The organism is Lentzea sp. NBRC 105346 (assembly GCF_030269605.1).
Taxonomy (GTDB): Bacteria; Actinomycetota; Actinomycetes; order Mycobacteriales; family Pseudonocardiaceae; genus Lentzea.
In genome coordinates this window covers 602,032-618,262 of sequence record NZ_BSTQ01000001.1, presented here as the reverse complement: position 1 = coordinate 618,262, position 16,231 = coordinate 602,032, and the positions used below count along the sequence as shown (strand labels likewise).

The 16,231-nt window shown below is 71.5% G+C and carries 17 protein-coding genes; 5 read left to right on the top strand and 12 right to left on the bottom strand.

All coding sequences use genetic code 11. The features are described 5' to 3' along the window. Positions 1-192 precede the first annotated feature (192 nt). Complete coding sequence (locus tag QSK35_RS02315) at positions 193-1,008, top strand: helix-turn-helix domain-containing protein (protein WP_285741722.1); 816 nt, start codon at positions 193-195, stop codon at positions 1,006-1,008. On the opposite strand, the gene QSK35_RS02310 is transcribed toward QSK35_RS02315, so the two are convergent. The 4 genes from QSK35_RS02310 to QSK35_RS02295 form a co-directional block, all read right to left on the bottom strand. After that, on the bottom strand, positions 982-2,235 hold the full coding sequence (locus QSK35_RS02310; protein WP_285741720.1) for an RNA polymerase sigma factor: 1,254 nt from the start codon (positions 2,233-2,235) through the stop codon (positions 982-984). The two genes, QSK35_RS02315 and QSK35_RS02310, sit on opposite strands and share 27 nt — an antisense overlap. Before the next feature lie 32 nt (positions 2,236-2,267). Beyond that, complete coding sequence (locus tag QSK35_RS02305) at positions 2,268-2,702, bottom strand: YciI family protein (protein ID WP_285741718.1); 435 nt, start codon at positions 2,700-2,702, stop codon at positions 2,268-2,270. 91 nt (positions 2,703-2,793) lie between these two features. Further along, positions 2,794-3,627 (bottom strand): NmrA family NAD(P)-binding protein, encoded by an 834-nt coding sequence (locus tag QSK35_RS02300; protein ID WP_285741716.1) that lies wholly within the window; start codon positions 3,625-3,627, stop codon positions 2,794-2,796. Then, a complete protein-coding gene (locus QSK35_RS02295) occupies positions 3,624-4,370 on the bottom strand; it encodes a TetR/AcrR family transcriptional regulator C-terminal domain-containing protein (protein ID WP_285741714.1) in 747 nt (248 codons plus the stop codon). The genes QSK35_RS02300 and QSK35_RS02295 overlap by 4 nt, the downstream gene beginning before the upstream one ends. Before the next feature lie 53 nt (positions 4,371-4,423). On the opposite strand from QSK35_RS02295, the gene QSK35_RS02290 reads away from it, so the two are divergent. After that, positions 4,424-5,281 carry an LLM class F420-dependent oxidoreductase gene (locus QSK35_RS02290; RefSeq protein ID WP_285741712.1) on the top strand — a complete coding sequence of 286 codons (858 nt, stop codon included), beginning with the start codon at positions 4,424-4,426 and terminating at the stop codon, positions 5,279-5,281. A gap of 147 nt (positions 5,282-5,428) precedes the next feature. On the opposite strand, the gene QSK35_RS02285 is transcribed toward QSK35_RS02290, so the two are convergent. Beyond that, positions 5,429-5,980: a GNAT family N-acetyltransferase gene (locus QSK35_RS02285; RefSeq protein ID WP_352243072.1), complete on the bottom strand. Its 552-nt coding sequence runs from the start codon at positions 5,978-5,980 to the stop codon at positions 5,429-5,431. Positions 5,981-5,989: 9 nt separating this feature from the next. Continuing rightward, positions 5,990-8,443: an AfsR/SARP family transcriptional regulator gene (locus tag QSK35_RS02280; RefSeq protein WP_285741711.1), complete on the bottom strand. Its 2,454-nt coding sequence runs from the start codon at positions 8,441-8,443 to the stop codon at positions 5,990-5,992. 42 nt (positions 8,444-8,485) lie between these two features. Between QSK35_RS02280 and QSK35_RS02275 the strand changes: the two genes are divergently transcribed. Continuing rightward, entirely contained in the window at positions 8,486-9,694 is a 1,209-nt protein-coding gene (locus QSK35_RS02275) for an MFS transporter (protein ID WP_285741710.1), read from the top strand. Here the strand turns inward: QSK35_RS02275 and QSK35_RS02270 are convergent. Genes QSK35_RS02270 through QSK35_RS02260 form a run of 3 tightly spaced genes read right to left on the bottom strand, consistent with a single transcriptional unit; the run spans position 9,660 to position 13,187 of the window. Then, positions 9,660-11,438 (bottom strand): hypothetical protein, encoded by a 1,779-nt coding sequence (locus tag QSK35_RS02270; RefSeq protein WP_285741708.1) that lies wholly within the window; start codon positions 11,436-11,438, stop codon positions 9,660-9,662. The two genes, QSK35_RS02275 and QSK35_RS02270, sit on opposite strands and share 35 nt — an antisense overlap. Then, positions 11,435-12,628: a hypothetical protein gene (locus QSK35_RS02265; protein WP_285741706.1), complete on the bottom strand. Its 1,194-nt coding sequence runs from the start codon at positions 12,626-12,628 to the stop codon at positions 11,435-11,437. Before QSK35_RS02265 ends, QSK35_RS02270 begins: the two co-directional genes overlap by 4 nt. Beyond that, complete coding sequence (locus tag QSK35_RS02260) at positions 12,621-13,187, bottom strand: RNA polymerase sigma factor (RefSeq protein WP_285741704.1); 567 nt, start codon at positions 13,185-13,187, stop codon at positions 12,621-12,623. The genes QSK35_RS02265 and QSK35_RS02260 overlap by 8 nt, the downstream gene beginning before the upstream one ends. A gap of 329 nt (positions 13,188-13,516) precedes the next feature. Here QSK35_RS02260 and QSK35_RS02255 point away from each other — a divergent pair, with 329 nt between their 5' ends. Continuing rightward, the gene (locus QSK35_RS02255) at positions 13,517-13,684 is read left to right on the top strand and encodes a hypothetical protein (protein WP_285741703.1); all 168 of its coding nucleotides are present in this window, start codon (positions 13,517-13,519) and stop codon (positions 13,682-13,684) included. A 205-nt stretch (positions 13,685-13,889) separates the two neighbouring features. Here QSK35_RS02255 and QSK35_RS02250 read toward each other — a convergent pair whose 3' ends face one another. Together QSK35_RS02250 and QSK35_RS02245 are read right to left on the bottom strand one after the other, a co-directional pair. Next, positions 13,890-14,051, bottom strand: coding sequence for a hypothetical protein (locus QSK35_RS02250; protein WP_285741701.1), 162 nt, complete (start codon positions 14,049-14,051; stop codon positions 13,890-13,892). Between the two features lie 168 nt (positions 14,052-14,219). Beyond that, complete coding sequence (locus tag QSK35_RS02245; RefSeq protein WP_285741699.1) at positions 14,220-14,693, bottom strand: hypothetical protein; 474 nt, start codon at positions 14,691-14,693, stop codon at positions 14,220-14,222. A 50-nt stretch (positions 14,694-14,743) separates the two neighbouring features. On the opposite strand from QSK35_RS02245, the gene QSK35_RS02240 reads away from it, so the two are divergent. Next, positions 14,744-15,712 carry a helix-turn-helix transcriptional regulator gene (locus QSK35_RS02240; protein ID WP_285741697.1) on the top strand — a complete coding sequence of 323 codons (969 nt, stop codon included), beginning with the start codon at positions 14,744-14,746 and terminating at the stop codon, positions 15,710-15,712. Here QSK35_RS02240 and QSK35_RS02235 read toward each other — a convergent pair. Then, on the bottom strand, positions 15,697-16,230 hold the full coding sequence (locus tag QSK35_RS02235; protein ID WP_502881621.1) for a sugar O-acetyltransferase: 534 nt from the start codon (positions 16,228-16,230) through the stop codon (positions 15,697-15,699). The two genes, QSK35_RS02240 and QSK35_RS02235, sit on opposite strands and share 16 nt — an antisense overlap. Position 16,231: the final 1 nt, after the last annotated feature.

Genomic DNA, 16,231 nt, shown 5'->3' with positions numbered 1-16,231 from the left:
GGGCGGGTGCGGGGGACGTCGGCTGGTCGGCCGCTCCCAGGACTCGGAGGGCCCGGCCGGCCCGTATCCCCGAGGCCGGGGGCTTGACCCGTCCGCATCCCCGCCGACGCCCAGGGCTGACCGGCCCAGGGCTTGACCGGTCCTGGGCGTCGGCGGCTTCGCCAGTCCGCGTCGCCGAGGAGGTAAGGGTCCGTGGCCGGTCCGCCCGGTGACACTCGCGGCGCCGGCCCGCGTCGCGACACGCGTGGGATCGTGAACGCCCCGGAGCTGTTCGCGCGGGTGCGGTTCCGGCGCCGCCTCCCGGCGGAGCCGCTGCGCCCGTTCCTGGAGCACTACTGGCTGATCGACGGACACCTGGACGAGCCGTTCACCCAGCACGTGGTGCCGCACCCGTCGGTGAACCTGGTGTTCCAGCCGACCGGTGGCGAGCTCGCGGGTGTGGCGCTGGACCTGTTCAGCCACACGATGCGTGGCGAGGTGCGGGTGTGCGGCGTGCAGTTCCGGCCGGGCGGGTTCCGGCCGTTCCTGCCGGAGCACCCGGTGTCGCGGTGGACCGGGCGGCGCGTGCCGTTTCCCGAGATCGCGGCCCACGAGATCGTCGGACCGTCCGATGAGGACGATCGGGTGCGGGCGCTGGACGCCGCGTTGCTGGATCGCGACCCGCGGCCGGATCCGCTTGCGCTGGAAGCGATGGATCTTGTGCAGCGGATCCGCACGGATCGGAGCATCCTGCGGGTCGCGGATTTCGCGCGGGAGCAGCACACCACGGTCCGGTCGTTGCAGCGGCTGTTCAACGGGTACGTGGGCGTGAGTCCGAAGTGGGTGATCCTGCGGTATCGCATCCACGAGGCGCTGGAACGGGCGCAGACCGACGCGGACTGGGCGCGGATCGCGGCCGAGCTCGGGTACAGCGACCAGGCGCACCTGGTCCGCGACTTCACCCAGACGATCGGCGTGCCGCCGAGCGCGTACGCGAGGACGTCAGCAGGAGGCGGCGCGCTCGAGTAGCAGGGCGCGTTCGCGTTCGTTGCGGGTGAGTGCGGCGGCGCGTTCGAACTCGGCTCGCGCCTCGTCGTTGCGCCCGAGTTTGAGCAGGAAGTCGCCGCGCACGCTGGGCAGCAGGTGGTAGTCCTTCAGCGCCTTCTCGCCCTTGATCTGGTCGACCAGTTCCAGCCCCGCCGCCGGGCCGAACGCCATCGACAGCGCGACGGCGCGGTTGAGCTCGACGATCGGGGATGGGGTGATCTGCGCGAGGGCGGCGTAGAGGAACGCGATGCGTTGCCAGTCGGTGGCTTCGGGGGTGCGCGCGCGGGCGTGGCACGCGGCCAGCGCGGCCTGGATCAGGTACGGGCCGGGGGCCTGGCCCAGCGCCTCGGCGCGGTCGATGGCCGCCAGGCCGCGGCGGATCAGCATCTGGTCCCAGCGGTTGCGGTCCTGTTCCAGCAGCAGCACCGGTTCGCCGTTGGGGCCGATGCGCGCGCGGGAGCGGGAGGCCTGGATTTCCATCAGCGCGACCAGGCCGTGCACCTCGGGTTCCTTGGGGGCGAGCTCGGCGAGGATGCGGCCCAGTCGCAGCGCGTCCTGGCACAGTTCGGGGCGCATCCAGTCGTCGCCGGCCGTCGCGGAGTACCCCTCGTTGAAGATCAGGTAGACGACCTCGAGGACGGAGTTGAGGCGCTCGGCCAGCTCTGGGCCCTCGGGGACCTCGAACGGCACGCCGGCGTCGGCGAGGGTTTTCTTGGCGCGCACGATGCGTTGCGCGACGGTCGCCTCGGAGACGAGGAACGCGCGGGCGATCTCCTCGGTCTTGAGGCCGCCGAGCATCTTGAGGGTCAGCGCCACGCGCGCGTCCGTGGTGAGTACGGGGTGGCAGGCGGTGAACATCAGGCTGAGCAGGTCGTCGCCGATCTCGTCCTCGATGCCCTCGGACGCGTCCGGCGTCTCCTCCTTCAGCTCGCGGCCGATCTCCTCCAGCTTGCGGTTGTAGTTCTCCTTGCGCCGGATCATGTCGATCGCGCGGCGCTTGGCGGTGGTCATCAGCCACGCGCCGGGGTTCTTGGGCACGCCGTCGGACGGCCATTGCTCCAGTGCGGCGACGAGCGCGTCCTGCGCGAGCTCCTCGGCCAGTCCTACGTCACGCACGTAGCGGGCGAGCGCGGCGATGACCTTCGCCGACTCCATTCGCCAGACGGCGTCGATGGTGCGGTGCACTGAGGTAGTGGCAGTGGCCCCCATGGGCCACTGTCTACCTCAGTGCACGTTTCATGTCACTTCTGCTGCTGGGCCTCGATGCGCTCGCGCTGCGACTGCTCCTGTTCGCGCAGCTCGGGGGTGTAGCTGTCGCCGAAGTCCTCGGCCTCGAACACCTGGCGGATCTCGATCACCGACTCGGTGCCCGCGGGGTCGGACGGGATCTTCTTGACCCACTCGACGCACTCCTCCAGCGAGGACACCTCGAGCAGCCAGAAGCCCGCGATGAGCTCCTTGGACTCGGTGAACGGGCCGTCGACCACGGTGCGCTTGTCGCCGTTGAACTTCACCCGCGCGCCGCGCGAGCTCGGGTGCAGGCCCTCGCCGGCGAGCATGATCCCGGCCTTCACCAGCTCCTCGTTGTACTTGCCCATCGCGGTGAGGATCTCGGTGCTGGGCAGCGCGCCCGACTCGGTCTCGGGTGTGGACTTGACGATCACCATGAAGCGCATCTGGATCTCCCTGAGTCGTGTTCGCTTGTTCTACCCAGGCGTCGAGCGGCTGTGGCGGACATTCGACATTTCACCGCCAATGTGACTCAGGTCACATCCAGTCCTCGCGGTGATCGTGCGCCCACTGCGCGAACGTCCGGCCCGGACGGCCCAGGATCCGTTCCACCTCACCGGACGGGGTGATCTCCCAGTCCGGCTCGGCCTCGTCCCCCTCGTAACCCTCCGCCCCCAGCAGGAACGGCGCCATCTGGGCCGCGAACCCGCCCTGGCGCCGATAGAACTCCAGCGCCTCGGCGACCGTCACGTCACGGAACCGCAGCTCACGGCCGATCGCGTTGCCAATGCGTGCCGCCTGCTGCCGGGCCGTCAGTACCTCCGGTCCCGTGAGCGTGTAGGCCTGCCCGGCGTGGCCGTCCTCCAGCAACGCCCGCACCGCCACGTCCGCGATGTCCCGCTCGTGCATGGGGAACGACACGGCGTCGGGGTTCGGATCCCAGATCGTGCCGTCCGCCCGGACCGACGGGCCCCACATGAAGAGCCGGTTCAGCGCGAACTCGCCGGCCCGCACATGCGTCCACTCGGCGCCGGACGCCTCCACGGCCCGCTCGACCGGCAGGTGGAACTCGGTGTCCATCCCGAACGTCACCGCGCCGGAGGACAACACGACGATCCGCTCGACACCTTTGGCGCGTTCCATGACCTGTTGTGCGGTCGCGGGCACGGGGAACAGGTAGAGCCGCTCCACACCGTCGAAGTCGAGCGACTCGGGGTCGTGCAGGTCGCCCGCGACGACCTCGACACCCGCCGGGAACGCCGCCCGGGCCGGGTCCCGCGTCACCGCCCGCACCCGCCGGCCGGCCTCGACCAGCCCCTGCACGACGTGCCGCCCCACGTGCCCGGTCGCACCCGTCACCATGATCGTCATCGGACTCCCCCCTCGATTCCGTCCAGCAGGCGCCGCAGCCCGAACTCGAACGCGTTCTCCGACTGCTCGCCCGTGCTCAGGTCGAACCCACCGCGTTCCCACACGCTCGTCATCGCCGGATACCGCGTGACGTCGAAGTACTCGTCCCAGAACAGCTGCCGCGCCGCCCACCACGCGTCGGTCGACTCACCGGTCGCGCGTTCCAGCTGCGCGGTGTCGACCTCGGCGGCCACGGCACCGTCGACGAACGTCATGATCGCGCCCATCGCGGCGACGACCTGGCGCGGTTCGAGCCCGATGCCGGACAGCGCGGCGAGCAGAAACTCCTCGCCCGCCAGCAGTCCGGGGCCGAGCGGCGGCCGCACCATCGACACGTCCCGCAACCACGGGTGTCGCCGGTAGACCTCCCGCGTGCGCCGCGCGTACAGCTCGACCTGCGCGCGCCAGTCGCCGTCGGCCGGCCGCAGGTCCCGTTCCCGCAGCACGGCGTCGACCATGAGGTCGATCAGCTCCGCCTTGCCCGGCACGTGGGTGTAGAGCGACATCGTGCCGAGCCCCAGGTCCGCGGCCACCCGTGCCATGGACATGGCGCCCAGGCCATCGGCGTCGGCGGCCGCGACGGCCGCGGTGATGATCTGGTCCACGGTCACCTTCGGTTTGCGGCCGCGCCCTGCCACCGGCCGGGTCCGCCACAGCAGCTCGACGGTCCGCGCGGGGTCTCCGCCACCGCTGCGTTCCACCATGCCTCCCCATATCCGTACGTCATACGGAAAACAATACCGTATACGATACGGAAATGCGGATCGGGTTGCACTACTGGAACTACGCGCACACGCCGGACATCGCCGGCACGCTCGCCCGGACGGCTCGGACCGCCGAGGACGCGGGCTTCGCCTCGTTCACGACGATGGACCACTTCTTCCAGATCGGGGTGGGCGGCACGGCCGCCGACGAGCCGATGCTGGAGGGCTACACGCAGCTCGGCTACCTGGCCGGGCTCACCTCGAAGATGCGGCTGGGACTGCTGGTCACCGGCGTGATGTACCGCCATCCCGGCCTGCTCGCGAAGACCGTCACGACGCTCGACGTGCTGTCCGGCGGCCGCGCCACGCTGGGCATCGGCGCGTCCTGGTACGAGCGGGAGCAGCGCGGGCTCGGCGTGCCGGTCGTACCGGTGGCTGAGCGCTTCGAACGGCTCGAGGAGACGCTGCGGATCTGCAAGCAGATGTGGAGTGACGACAACGGCCCGTTCGAAGGCACGCACTACCGGCTCGCCGAGACGATCTGCGTGCCCGCGCCGGTGAGCCGGCCGCATCCGCCGATCATCATCGGCGGCGGTGGCGAGAAGAAGACGTTGCGGCTGGTCGCCCGGTACGGCGACGCCTGCAACGTGTTCGCCGCCGGCCCGGACATGGTCGCGCGCAAACTCGACGTGCTGCGCGCGCACTGCGACGCCGAGGGACGCGACTACGACTCGATCGACCGGACCGCGCTGTACAACCAGCCCGTGCTGGGCGACGCGGACGGGTTCGTCAAGGCCGTCGAGGAGTACGGCCGGCTCGGCATCGGCGAGGTGCAGGTGATGCCCGACCGGGACCCCGTCGAGTTCACGGAGCGGTTCGCCGCGGAGATCATGCCCAGGATCCAGGCGTGAGTGGTGCTGACCGCAGAGTGACTACGGGGGTTAGCCACATGGTGACCGACGGTGCTCGGGCGGCATCGTTGTCGCCATGATGATCCCTTGCCTGAGCAGCGCAGCCCTCGTCCTCCCGAGTATCCCGGCCGAGCCGGAACCGCAGGTTCAGATCCCCGCGCCGCGTGACGGAGCGTCCCCGGTGCCCTGTCCCCGATGCTGAGCGAGCCACTCGTCGCGGGTGAGTTCGTAGGCGACCTCACCGTGCTCGGTGCCGGGGAGGGGGTCCGGCCAGTCCACGTGGAAGGTCCGCACGTGCCGCAGGCCGCACTTCTCCATCACCCGGCGCGAGCCGGAGTTCACGAACATCGTCTCGGCGACGACCCTTTGGGTGCCGGTGCGGAAGCCGCGGTCGATCAACGCGCGTGAGCCCTCGGTCGCGAACCCACGGCCCCACGCGCCCGACCGCAGCCGGTAGCCCAGCTCGGCGGCGCCGTCGGCGAGCGGGCGGAACTCGAACCAGCCGAGGAACTCGCCGGTGTCCTTGGCGAACGCCGCCAGGAAGACGTCGGTGAGGTACTTCGGGAACTCGGCCTCGGTGTCCGCCCGCGACATCGGGGGGCCGAGGAACCGCATCACGTCGGCGTCCGTGTTCAGCTCGACCAGCAGGTCCACATCGGACTCGGTGAACGGGCGCAGCACCATCCGGGGCGTCTCCACGGCCCGTTACTACCGCAGCTCGCGGACCTTGTGCATCCGGTTTTGGGACCGGAACAGCGCGGCGGCCTGAGACCGCACGGCCGTGGCGTCGCGGCCGAGGATCTCCAGCGCCTCGCCGTACTGCTCGAGCACGACGGCCTCGTCGTAGGCGAGGTCGGTCGCGCGGAGCAGCTCGAGTGCCCGCTCGTAGTGGGCGATCGCGGTGTCGGCGCGGCCGGCGAGCGCGTGCAGGTGGCCGAGGTTGGCGAGGTTGTCGGCCTCGCCGCTGGAGTCGTCGTGCTTGCGGAACAACGCGAGCGCCCGTTCGAAATGCGTGGCGTCGCGGGCACCCAGGCGGGTGGCGAACCAGCCGACCGCGGTGTGCCCGAGCGCCTGCCACAGGTCGTTGTCCAGCGTCTCGTAGACGTCGAGCGAGCGGCGGGCGAGGTCCAGCGCGGGCTGCCAGTCCTCCTGGAACGACAGCACGCGGGCGGTGGCCATGTCGACGTGCGCGTGCTGCACGCCGGCGGCGAACCCGCGCGCCTGGGCCAGGTGGTGGTGCGCGGTGTCGTAGTCGCCGAGCTGACCGTGGACGATGCCCAGCATCCGGTGCGCCACGAACTGCCCCAGGCGGCTGCCGCATCGCCGGGCAGCGGGCAGGCCGTCAGACCACATGGCCCGCAGGTCGAGCAGCAGCCCGCGCTGCACGTGGTAGCCGTCGAGCACCCACGCCAGCCGCCACACCTCGTCGTCCCAGCCGTGGTCGAGCGCCATCCGCTGGGCGGCGCGCAGACAGGCGTGTTCGGCGGCGAACCACGACAGCGGCTCGTCCGGGGCGGTGCCGGGCGTGACGTCGATCGGCGAGCGGTAGGTGTAGATGACGCGGTCCGCGGCGAACGCCGTGCCCAGGTAGTAGCGAACCAGCCTTCGCGCGGCCTCGGGGTCGGCCGGTTGTTCCGCGGCGTGCAGCCGGACCAGGTCGTGCATCCGGTACCGGCCGGGCAGGTGCTGCTCGACCAGGTGCGCGTCCTCGAGTCTGCGCAGGTCGGCGCGCACGGGACGGCCGGCCATCGCGGCCACGGCCGCAGTACCGGCGTCCGGTCCGGGCGTGCGGCCGAGCAGCGCGAACACCTCAGCTGTGGTGGTGTCCAAGGCGCGTAGCGACCACGAGAAGACCGCGCGCAGGCTCGCGGTGAGGTCGCCGCCGTCCAGTGCGCCGAGCCGGTCTTCGCGCAGCTCCTGGACGAGGTCCGGCACGGCGTGGGCGCGGGCGGCCGCGATGCCGAGCGCCAGCGGGAGGCCGCCGCACAGTTCGACCAGTTCGTCCGGCGCGCCGGGCAGATGCGCGCGCAGCACCAGCCTCGAGCCGGCCTCGTCGAGGACGTCGAGCGGAACGGGCCGGGCGCCGTGGCCGGTGACCAGGCCGTGCAGCCGATGCCTGCTGGTGATCAGCACGGTGGACGGCCCGGCGGGCAGCAGTGGCGTGACCTGCTCGGCGTCGCGGGCGTTGTCGAGCAGCACGAGCATGCGTTTCGACGCGGTCAGTGTCCGGTAGAGCGCGACCTGGTCGTCGAGGTCCGCGGGTGGTTCGCCGACACCGAGCGCGCGCAGAAACCCGCGCAGCGCGACCTCGGGCCGCACCGGCTCGCGGGCCGGGTCGAAGCCGCGCAGGTCCGCGTACAGCTCGCCATCCGGATGCGGCCGCGCCCACTGCAGGGCGAGCCACGTCTTGCCGACGCCGCCGGGGCCGCTGATCACGGTGATCGCGCCGACCTGGATCTTCGCGAGATCCTCCTGGCGGGCGGCGAACGACCGGGGCCGCGCGGGCAGTTGCCTCGGCACGGCTTCCAGCACCTCGAGGTGCCGGCGGCGCAGCAGCGGTCCCGGTTCGACGCCGAGCTCGTCGAGCAACACCCGGCGCGTGCGGTCGTAGTGCGCCAGCGCGTCGGCGGTGCGTCCGGCGCGGTGCAGGGCGAGCACGTACTGGGCGGCCAGGCGTTCGTCCAGCGGCCGCCGCGCGCAGCGGCCGGCGAGTCCCGCCAGGTCGATCCGAACGCCGTTCGACAATGCCGACTCGACCTGCTCGAACTCGGCCGCGTCGCGTTCGGCGATCAGGGCGGCGCGGACCTCGGTGAACCAGGGTGAGTCGAGCTCGGCGAACGGCTCACCGCGCCACAACGCCAGCGCCTCGTCATACCGCTTGTCCCGCATCAGCTCCCGGAACCGGTCGACATCCACAGTGGATGGTTCGACGACGTACCCGGCGGGCCTGCGTTCGATCGGCACGCCCGCCGACTTGAGCCGGGAGAGGTAGCTGAACAGCGTTCGACGCGCGCTGCGTGGCACGGCGGGGCCCCAGACGCGTTCGGCGAGGCGGTCTACCGGCACCGGGGCGTCGAGCAGCACGGCCACGAGCACGGCGCGCTGGCGCAGCGGTCCGAGGCCGACCCCCGCCTCGACCGGTCCGAGCAGCGCGAACTCCACGGCACAACATTCGCACAACCGCCGCTGATCATCGTGGCGGGCATGAACCGAACCCGCGGGGTCGTGAGTGGTTTCCGTCGCCCAGGCGACGGAAACCACTCACGACCGCTGTTGCGCTTCTGGGCCGCCGCCACGGTGTCCGAACTGGGCACGCACGTCACGACGCTCGCGATTCCGACACTGGTGCTGCTCACCCTGCACGGCTCCAACACCGACGTCGGCGTCCTGAGCGCCGCGCGCTGGCTGCCGTACCTGCTGTTCGGCCTGATCATGGGCGTGCTGGTGGACCGCTGCCGCCGCCTGCCGATCCTGGTGACCGCCGACATCGGCCGGGCCGTGCTGCTGACGCTCACCGCCCTGTTCGTGCGCGACGTGCCGACGCTGGCGGTGATGCTGGCTTTGATGGGCCTGCTCTCGCTGGGGCACGACGTGGCGAGCCAGTCGCTGCTCCCCCGCCTCGTCACCACCGACCGGCTGCCGACCGCCAACGCCCGGCTAGCCCAGACGGGATCGGCCGCGGCGGCGACCGGGCCGCTGGTGGGAAGCGCGCTGGTCAAGGCACTGGGTGCGCCGCTGTCGATGGTGCTCGACGCCGTGTCGTACCTGGTCTCCGGGCTGCTGCTGGCGACCCTGCGGGTGTCGGAACCGCCGCCGTCGCGGGAGCGGAGCACAGTGTCGGAAGGACTGCGGTGGGTGTACCGGCACCCGACGCTCGCGCCGCTGGCGGTCAACACCCATGTGTGGATGATCTTCTCGGCGGCGGTCGGCGCGGTCTATCCGGGCTATGCGCTGACCGTGCTCGGGATGAGCGTGCCACAGCTGGGCTTCACCTATGCGTGCGCCGGTGTGGGCGGGGTGCTGGGTGGTGCGGTGTCGACGTGGGCGGTGCGGCGGCTCGCGGTCGGCCGGCTGTGCGTGCTGTCGTGGTTCGTGGTGCCGGTCGCGATCGCGGGCATGGCGGTGGTGGCGGACTGGCGGGGTGCGGCGGCGGCGCAGTTCCTGTTCTGGGTGTGCATCGGGGTGGAGAGCCCGCCCGCGGTCACGCACCGGCAGTCGGTGACGCCGGACCGGTTGCAGGGGCGGACGAACGCCACCATCCGTTCGCTGAACTGGGGCATGGTGACCGTCGGGGCGCCGCTGGGCGGGTTGCTGGCCGACAATGTCGGCCCGCGTACGACATTGTCGGTCGCCGCGGCGGGTTTCGTGGTGGTGGCGGTCAGTCTGGCGCGGTCTCGGTTCCGGCTGGTGTGACGCCCGGTGTGATGCCTGGTGTGATCCGGCCCCAGCCGGTCGGGCAGTTCGGGCTCGTGAGGCGGCCGATGTCCAGTGGGTAGAGCGGGTTTCGACGATGTCGCATGCGACCGCAGATCCGGTGCTGCCGCAGCGCGAGCTGTTCGACGATGTCGAACGGCGTTTCGTTTCCGTCGGCGTGTCGGTACCAGTTGCCGAGGAACTCCAGCGTGAAGTCGACGACCAGCAGGCCGCCCTGGCCGAGCACCTCGTCGTCGGCCGCGGAGAACATGCCGGCGTGCAACGTCAGGTTCCGCGCACCGTAGAGCGCCTCCAGCAGCGTGCGCAGGCGGTTCTCGGTGTGCCCGAGCCACTCCGCGCACGAAGCCGGCTCCGCGAGCCGCTCCCGCCACTCGGCCACCTGATGAGCCGCCAATGGCGCCAGCTCCAGCGAGTCCAGCGCGGCGCGGGCGGCGGTCAGCGCCGGGGTGTCGCGGTCGCGGGAGGGAAGCAGCACGTCGACCCACGTGTTGAGGTCGCACAGCCGGCGGTGCTCGTCGACCTCGGCGTGCCCGGCCAGCACGGTGAGCGGCCGCAGCACCGACCGGGAGCCGGTGAACTTGGCGGCCGCGGTGACGGACTGGTGCACGAGTTGGTGGGTCTCGGCGACCTGCTGCCGCAACGCCTGCAGCGACAGCGCGGCGGCGAGCTTTTCCGGGCGCCGATGCACGCCGCACGCCTCGAGCGCGGCCCACGACAGTGCGGCCGCGGCGAGCGGGGACTCGGTCACGCGGGCCAGGTGCGCCATGCGCAGGCCTTCGCGCAGTCCGGACGGCCAGTGCGGCACGAGTGGATGCGCCTTGCGGACGGTCACCTTGCGGCGGCCGACCTCCTCGGTGTCCAGCGCGCCGACGCGGGCAACCAGCACCCGCGGGTCGAGGGTGATGGTGAGCAGGCGGTGGCCGGCGACGTACTGGTCGAGCAGCTCCGTGACGCGGCGTCTGGCGAGCCGGCCCGCGCTGGGTTTGTCCACGGCGTCGACCTCGATGCCGACCACGCACCCGGTGACCTGGGCGAGGAACTCCCGCAGCCGCGCGGTCGCGGGACCCCAGCGCGACTCCTCCGTCAGGTGCCGCGCCGAGGGCTCCAAAGTGGACAGCCCGACGAGCTCGCGGACACCCTGCACGACGCAAGCGACCTGATAACGCTTGAGTGGCGGCAGCAGCACGTCGATCACGTCGTCCAGGGGCGCGTGCACCAGCGCGCGTTCCAACGCGGTGACGTCGCGGCCGGTCGCGGCCACCAGGCACGCCATCTCGTCCGCCGCCCGACTGAGGTCGTCGCCCGACTTCCAGGCGGCGCGGAACCGCTCGATCACCTGGGACCGGATGCCGGGCAGCAACTCGCCCAGTCGTTGGGCGTACTCGGCGGTGTTGACGCGGAACTGCTTGTCGTTGGACGCGGTGTCCGCGGCGACGTCGGCCAGCACGGCCGCGCACTCCGGTGGCGCGACGGCCGCGGCGTTGGCGCAGATCCGCCACAGCAGGTTGCGCATCGGCTGGCCGATCGCGGCGTGGCTGAGCAGCGCCTCGTGCGCCCTTGGCACCTCCGAGGCCGCGCCGGGGATCGACGACACGTGCTGGCTCAGCAGGCTCGCGGGCTCGACCGCGCGCAGCACCCGTTGCAGCAGATGGATCTGCGCGTCGGTGGCGCCGCGGCGGCCGAGCCCGCCGAGCAGTTCTGCGTCGAAGCCGCGGAAGGTCACTCCCGCAGACTAATTTCCTCCAGCACCACCCCGTCGGCGTCCCAGGCGGTGATCTTCGATTCCACGTCGAAAGGCACGGGTCCGGGCACCACGAAGGTGCCGTTCGCGATCTCCGCGGTCTGGTCGGGCACCCCCGGCCGGGACAGCGTGATCTTCGCGACCCGCTGGTCGATCACCTGCCCGGTGAAGGCCCGCCGGTCGCTGGTGTCCCCGCCCTGCTCAGAGGGCTTGAAGTCGTAGAAGTACCAATGGAGGCGCAGCGTCCGATGCGACTCCAGGTCCACCACAGCGGCCTGCGGGACCGGCGCGACGCCATCGCGGACGCGGCACTCGAGAAACAGCTCGCCGAAGCTCGCCACCTGCACTTCGCTGTCCGTGCCGAGCACCGCGTGCGCGCCGGGCACGAACTGGTCGGGGTCGGCGATCCCGTTGTCCTGCTCGCGCAGGCAGGCCGCGAGCCTTTTCCCGGCATCGGACTCCCGCTCGCCTGGTGGCAGCGGGCGGTCGGTCACCGCCGGGGTGACGGGCGGGACGATGTCCGCGGGCACCTCGTCGCCGTCGACCAGGAACCGCACGCCGCGGTCCGCGCCGGCGAAGCCCTCGGGGGCGAGGAACACGTCGCCGACCACGGCTGCCATCGCTGAGACGCCCGCATCGTCGGTGCGGCGCAACGACAGGTGGCCGGTCTGCTCGCGGACAAGTCCGGCCATGGCGCCGTTCGGCGCGGTGAACAGCAGGCGGGCGGGTGCGGTGCCCAGGCCGGTCTTCGTCGGCGGGGAGACCGTGACGGTGGTGGCGGTGACGGCGCAGAACACCCGGCCCTCGTCGGAGGCGAAGACCGCCAGCGTGATCCCCTTCGCCGACGCCGAGGAGACCGGCCGCAACCGGGCGGCGCCGCAGCGTTCGACGATCGGCGCGGGCACGTCGCGCTGTACCTGGTAGCGCTGCGCGAGGTCGGGGCCCTGCAGCTGCGGAATCTCGGCCGGGGGCTGCTTGGCCAGCGGTGCCGGGTTCCACAGGGCCTGGCCGGTGAACACGGCGGCGACGGCGAGCGTGGTGATGCCCGCGGCGACGGTGAGGGGCGCGCGCCACACGGGCCGGCGTTGCCCGGTCATGCCTTCGGCGATCCGGGCGCGGGCACGGGCGCGGACGTGGTCGGGCAGTGTCTCGTAGGGCGGGAGCTCAGTCATGGGGGTTCCTCGCGGTCAGGTCACGCAGGCGGGCGCGGGCACGGGAGACACGGGAGCGGACGCTGGCCTCGGCGATGCCGAGGGCCGCGGCGGTGTCGGTGATGGACAGCTCGCCCAGCAGGCACAGCCGGGCGACCTCGCGTTCCGCGCGGGGCAACCGGTCGACGGCGGCGATCACGGCTTGCAGGTGCTGGCGGGCGTGCAGCCGGTCGGCGACGTCGTCGGCGTGGTCGCGTTCGTGCTCGGCACTCAGCTTCGAGAGCATCCGCAGCCGCCGGCGCCCGGCGCGCCACTCGGTGCGCACGAGGTTCGCGGTGACGGTGTAGAGCCAGGGCAGCGCGGACTCGCGCACCAGCACGCCGTCGCCGCGCTTGCGCCACGCGGTGAGGAACGTCGCGGAGAGCATGTCCTCGGCCGTCGCCCAGCTGGCGGTCAGCCGGTAGGCGTAGTTCCACACCGCTTCCGCGTGCCGCTCGAACAGCTCGGTGAACGCGGCGTGGTCGTCCTCCGTGATCAGCTGCCAGAGGTCGGCGTCGGCCTGCGTCGTTGGGGTCGTCACATCCGGCTTAGGGCCGCTCGCGCGATCGTGTTGCGTTCCGATGCGGGGAGAATGTCACGGGACGGCGAAGCGACGGCCGGGGGTGAGGTGGGCCCAGCCGGGATCGCATTGCGGCCAGTGAAACCACCGCGGGGTCCGGGGGCGCAGCCCCCGGCGGGGGTGTGGGGGCTCGGCCCCCACAAGACACCGCGAACGATCAATTGGTCCGTGCGTTCCGCGGACACACCTCGGCCGAGATCGCTCGCGTGGGGGCTCGGCCCCCACAAGACACCGGCGTCGATCCGGAGGTCTGCGCAGTCCGCAGACACACCTCTGGCAAGATCGACGCCGTGCCGAACTCCCCCACCGGCGCCGAGCCGGAAAACGCTGTCACGATGCCGATTGAGACGGTTCAACCCGCGCAGAAGCCGGCTGCCACACCCCGCCCACCGAAGTCGCTGTCACGCCGCATCGCCCGCCGGATCCTCGGTCCGACGCTGATGCTCAGGAAGGATTGACCTACCGATCGGGGACCTGGCCGATCCCGCCGCACACCCGGCAGGCGGTCCGGTCCTCGTTCAGTCCTGACCCGAGGCATCGGGGGCACTCTTTCACCCGCCCAGTGTGGCGTCCACTGTGTCCGGTGGCAGCCGCCAGGCGGGGAAGGGCCCGGCAATAATGGGTGACACCCACTATTGACCCAGAGTGATCAGCACTGGGTGATCAACGCTCGATCTGGTTGGCCTGTCCGCAGTTGCCCGCCACGACGCCGGTGCGTTCCGCGGCGGGCAACCTCCACCACCCCGAGCAGCCGCGCGGGCAGGGGTGGGACATCTCGTGCAGCACGAGGCCGTCGGGGCCGGGTACGGGTTGTTGCCAGGTCATCGTTCCGGATCCGTAGCACAGCGTGCAGGGATCCTGTTGGCACTCCACGACGAACTCCGAACTCCGGCGGCGGGTGGAACTGTGCTCAAGTAACTACTCCACACGAGACGGTCGCGGCAATTACTCGATCGTGGAGTCAGCGTGCGGGGCTGCCCATCCAGTCGGTTTTCACGCTCCCACCGGCCCTTCGCGGAAGGTGTCGGCGAGGTAGGCGTCGATCGACGGCGCGTCGCCGAGCATGTGCCGCACCCACGCCGAGCGTTCGTGTTCCAGTGGCGGGAGCTCCCAGACGCAGCCGATCAGGTCCTTCGTGATCACGGTGAAATCGGTGAGGTCGTCGCCGGTGCTGCCGAGGAACGGCTGGTCGCCGGACGCGGCGGTGCGGCAGTGCAGCACGTTGTCCCACACCCAGTTGTAGGCGTTGACGTACGCGCCGGCGGCGCCGCGGTGCAGCACCATGACGGTGGCGGCCGGTGTCGGGTCGGCCCAGTCCGGGTAGAGCTTCGGCAGGAACTCGAGCGCGGCGGCGCGCACCTCCTCGGGGATGGTGAGCCCGGGAGTGACGACCTCGTACCGCTTGACGTGCCTGCCGCCGGCCACGACCGGGTCGAGCACGCGCAGGTCCTTCTGGAAAAACCCCATGTCAGCGACCTTATTGGGGGATCACTGACATCCTGTGTCAGTGTTTCGGGGTGCGTGCGAGCCGACTCGTCAAACTCCTTCTCCTGCTGCAGACCCGCGGCCTGATGACCGCTCAGGCGCTGGCCGACGAGCTGGAGGTGTCGGTCCGCACGGTGTACCGCGACGTCGAGTCGCTGCACGGCGCGGGCGTCCCGCTCTACGGCGACGCCGGGCCCAGCGGCGGGTACCGGCTGCTGGAGGGCTACCGCACGAGGCTGACCGGGTTGACCGAGGCCGAGGCGCAGTCGTTGTTCCTGGCCGGGTTGCCGGGCCCGGCGCGCGAGCTGGGACTGACCGAGGCGGTGACGGCGGCCCAGCTCAAGCTCATGGCGGCGTTGCCGGACGGGCTGCGCAGCAAGGCCGAGAGCGTGGCGGCGAAGTTCCACCTCGACGCGCCCAGCTGGTACGCCTCGCCCGACGAGTCGCCGTTCCTGGCGGCGGTGGCGGACGCGGTGTGGCGGGAGCGGGTGATCGAGATCGACTACCACCGGTGGCGCTCGCCGCAGGACGTCACGCGGACCGTGCACCCCTACGGGCTGGTGCTCAAGGGCGGCCGCTGGTACCTGGTCGCCAAGTCCCGCCAGATCGGCACCTATCGGGTCGGGCAGATCCGCGGGGTGCGGGTGAGCGACGAGACCTTCACACCGCCGGCCGGATTCGATCTCGCCGCGTACTGGGAACAGTCGCTGGTCGACTTCGAGCGACGACGGCACACCAGCGAGGCGGTGATCAGGCTGTCGCCAGGCGGGATGCGCCGGTTCGCCGGCAACGTCGCGGCCGTCGTCGCGCAGGCCGCGCGCGACACGGCGGCACCGGACGGCGAGTGGACGCGTGTGACGGTGCCGATCGAGTCGATCGACCACGCCGTGGCGGAGTTCCTCCGGTTCGGGCCGGACCTCGAAGTGCTCGAACCCCTCGAGCTACGGGCCCGGTTCGTCGACGCCGCGCGCGGGCTGGCCGGGATCTACCTGGGCAGCTGACGGATCACCCGGCAGGGGTTGCCCGCCGCGAGCACGTGATCGCCGATGTCGCGGGTGACGACGCTGCCCGCGCCGACTACGGTGTTCTCGCCGATGGTCACGCCCGCGCACACGATCACGCCGCCGCCCAGCCACACGTTGTTCCCGATGGTGATCGGCGCGGCGCTCTCCCAACGCTGCCGGCGCGCCTCGTGGTCCTCGATCGGGTGCAACGCGGTGAGCAGCTGCGCGCGCGGGCCGATCGACACGTCGTCGCCAATGGTGATCGGCGCGCAGTCCATCAGGATCGCGTCGTAGTTGAGGAAGCTGTTGGAGCCGATGCTGATGTGGTGGCCGTAGTCGACCTGCAGCCGCGGCATGATCCACGACCCGTCGCCCAGCTGCCCGAGCAGTTCCTTCAGCACCGGCTGCCGGTCGGGCTCGGGGCAGGTGTTGAACCGGTCGAGCAGCACCTGGGCGCGCCGGCGTTCCGCGACGAGGTCCGGGTCGCTGTCGCGGTAGAGCTGCCCGCCGAGCATC

Coding starts and splice junctions, on each gene's coding strand:
- QSK35_RS02310 (WP_285741720.1), bottom strand. CDS start 2,235: ATGGGGGCCACTGCCACTACCTCAGTGCACCGCACCATCGACGCCGTC.
- QSK35_RS02305 (WP_285741718.1), bottom strand. CDS start 2,702: ATGCGCTTCATGGTGATCGTCAAGTCCACACCCGAGACCGAGTCGGGC.
- QSK35_RS02300 (WP_285741716.1), bottom strand. CDS start 3,627: ATGACGATCATGGTGACGGGTGCGACCGGGCACGTGGGGCGGCACGTC.
- QSK35_RS02295 (WP_285741714.1), bottom strand. CDS start 4,370: ATGGTGGAACGCAGCGGTGGCGGAGACCCCGCGCGGACCGTCGAGCTG.
- QSK35_RS02290 (WP_285741712.1), top strand. CDS start 4,424: ATGCGGATCGGGTTGCACTACTGGAACTACGCGCACACGCCGGACATC.
- QSK35_RS02275 (WP_285741710.1), top strand. CDS start 8,486: ATGAACCGAACCCGCGGGGTCGTGAGTGGTTTCCGTCGCCCAGGCGAC.
- QSK35_RS02265 (WP_285741706.1), bottom strand. CDS start 12,628: ATGACTGAGCTCCCGCCCTACGAGACACTGCCCGACCACGTCCGCGCC.
- QSK35_RS02250 (WP_285741701.1), bottom strand. CDS start 14,051: ATGACCTGGCAACAACCCGTACCCGGCCCCGACGGCCTCGTGCTGCAC.
- QSK35_RS02245 (WP_285741699.1), bottom strand. CDS start 14,693: ATGGGGTTTTTCCAGAAGGACCTGCGCGTGCTCGACCCGGTCGTGGCC.
- QSK35_RS02235 (WP_502881621.1), bottom strand. CDS start 16,230: ATGCTCGGCGGGCAGCTCTACCGCGACAGCGACCCGGACCTCGTCGCG.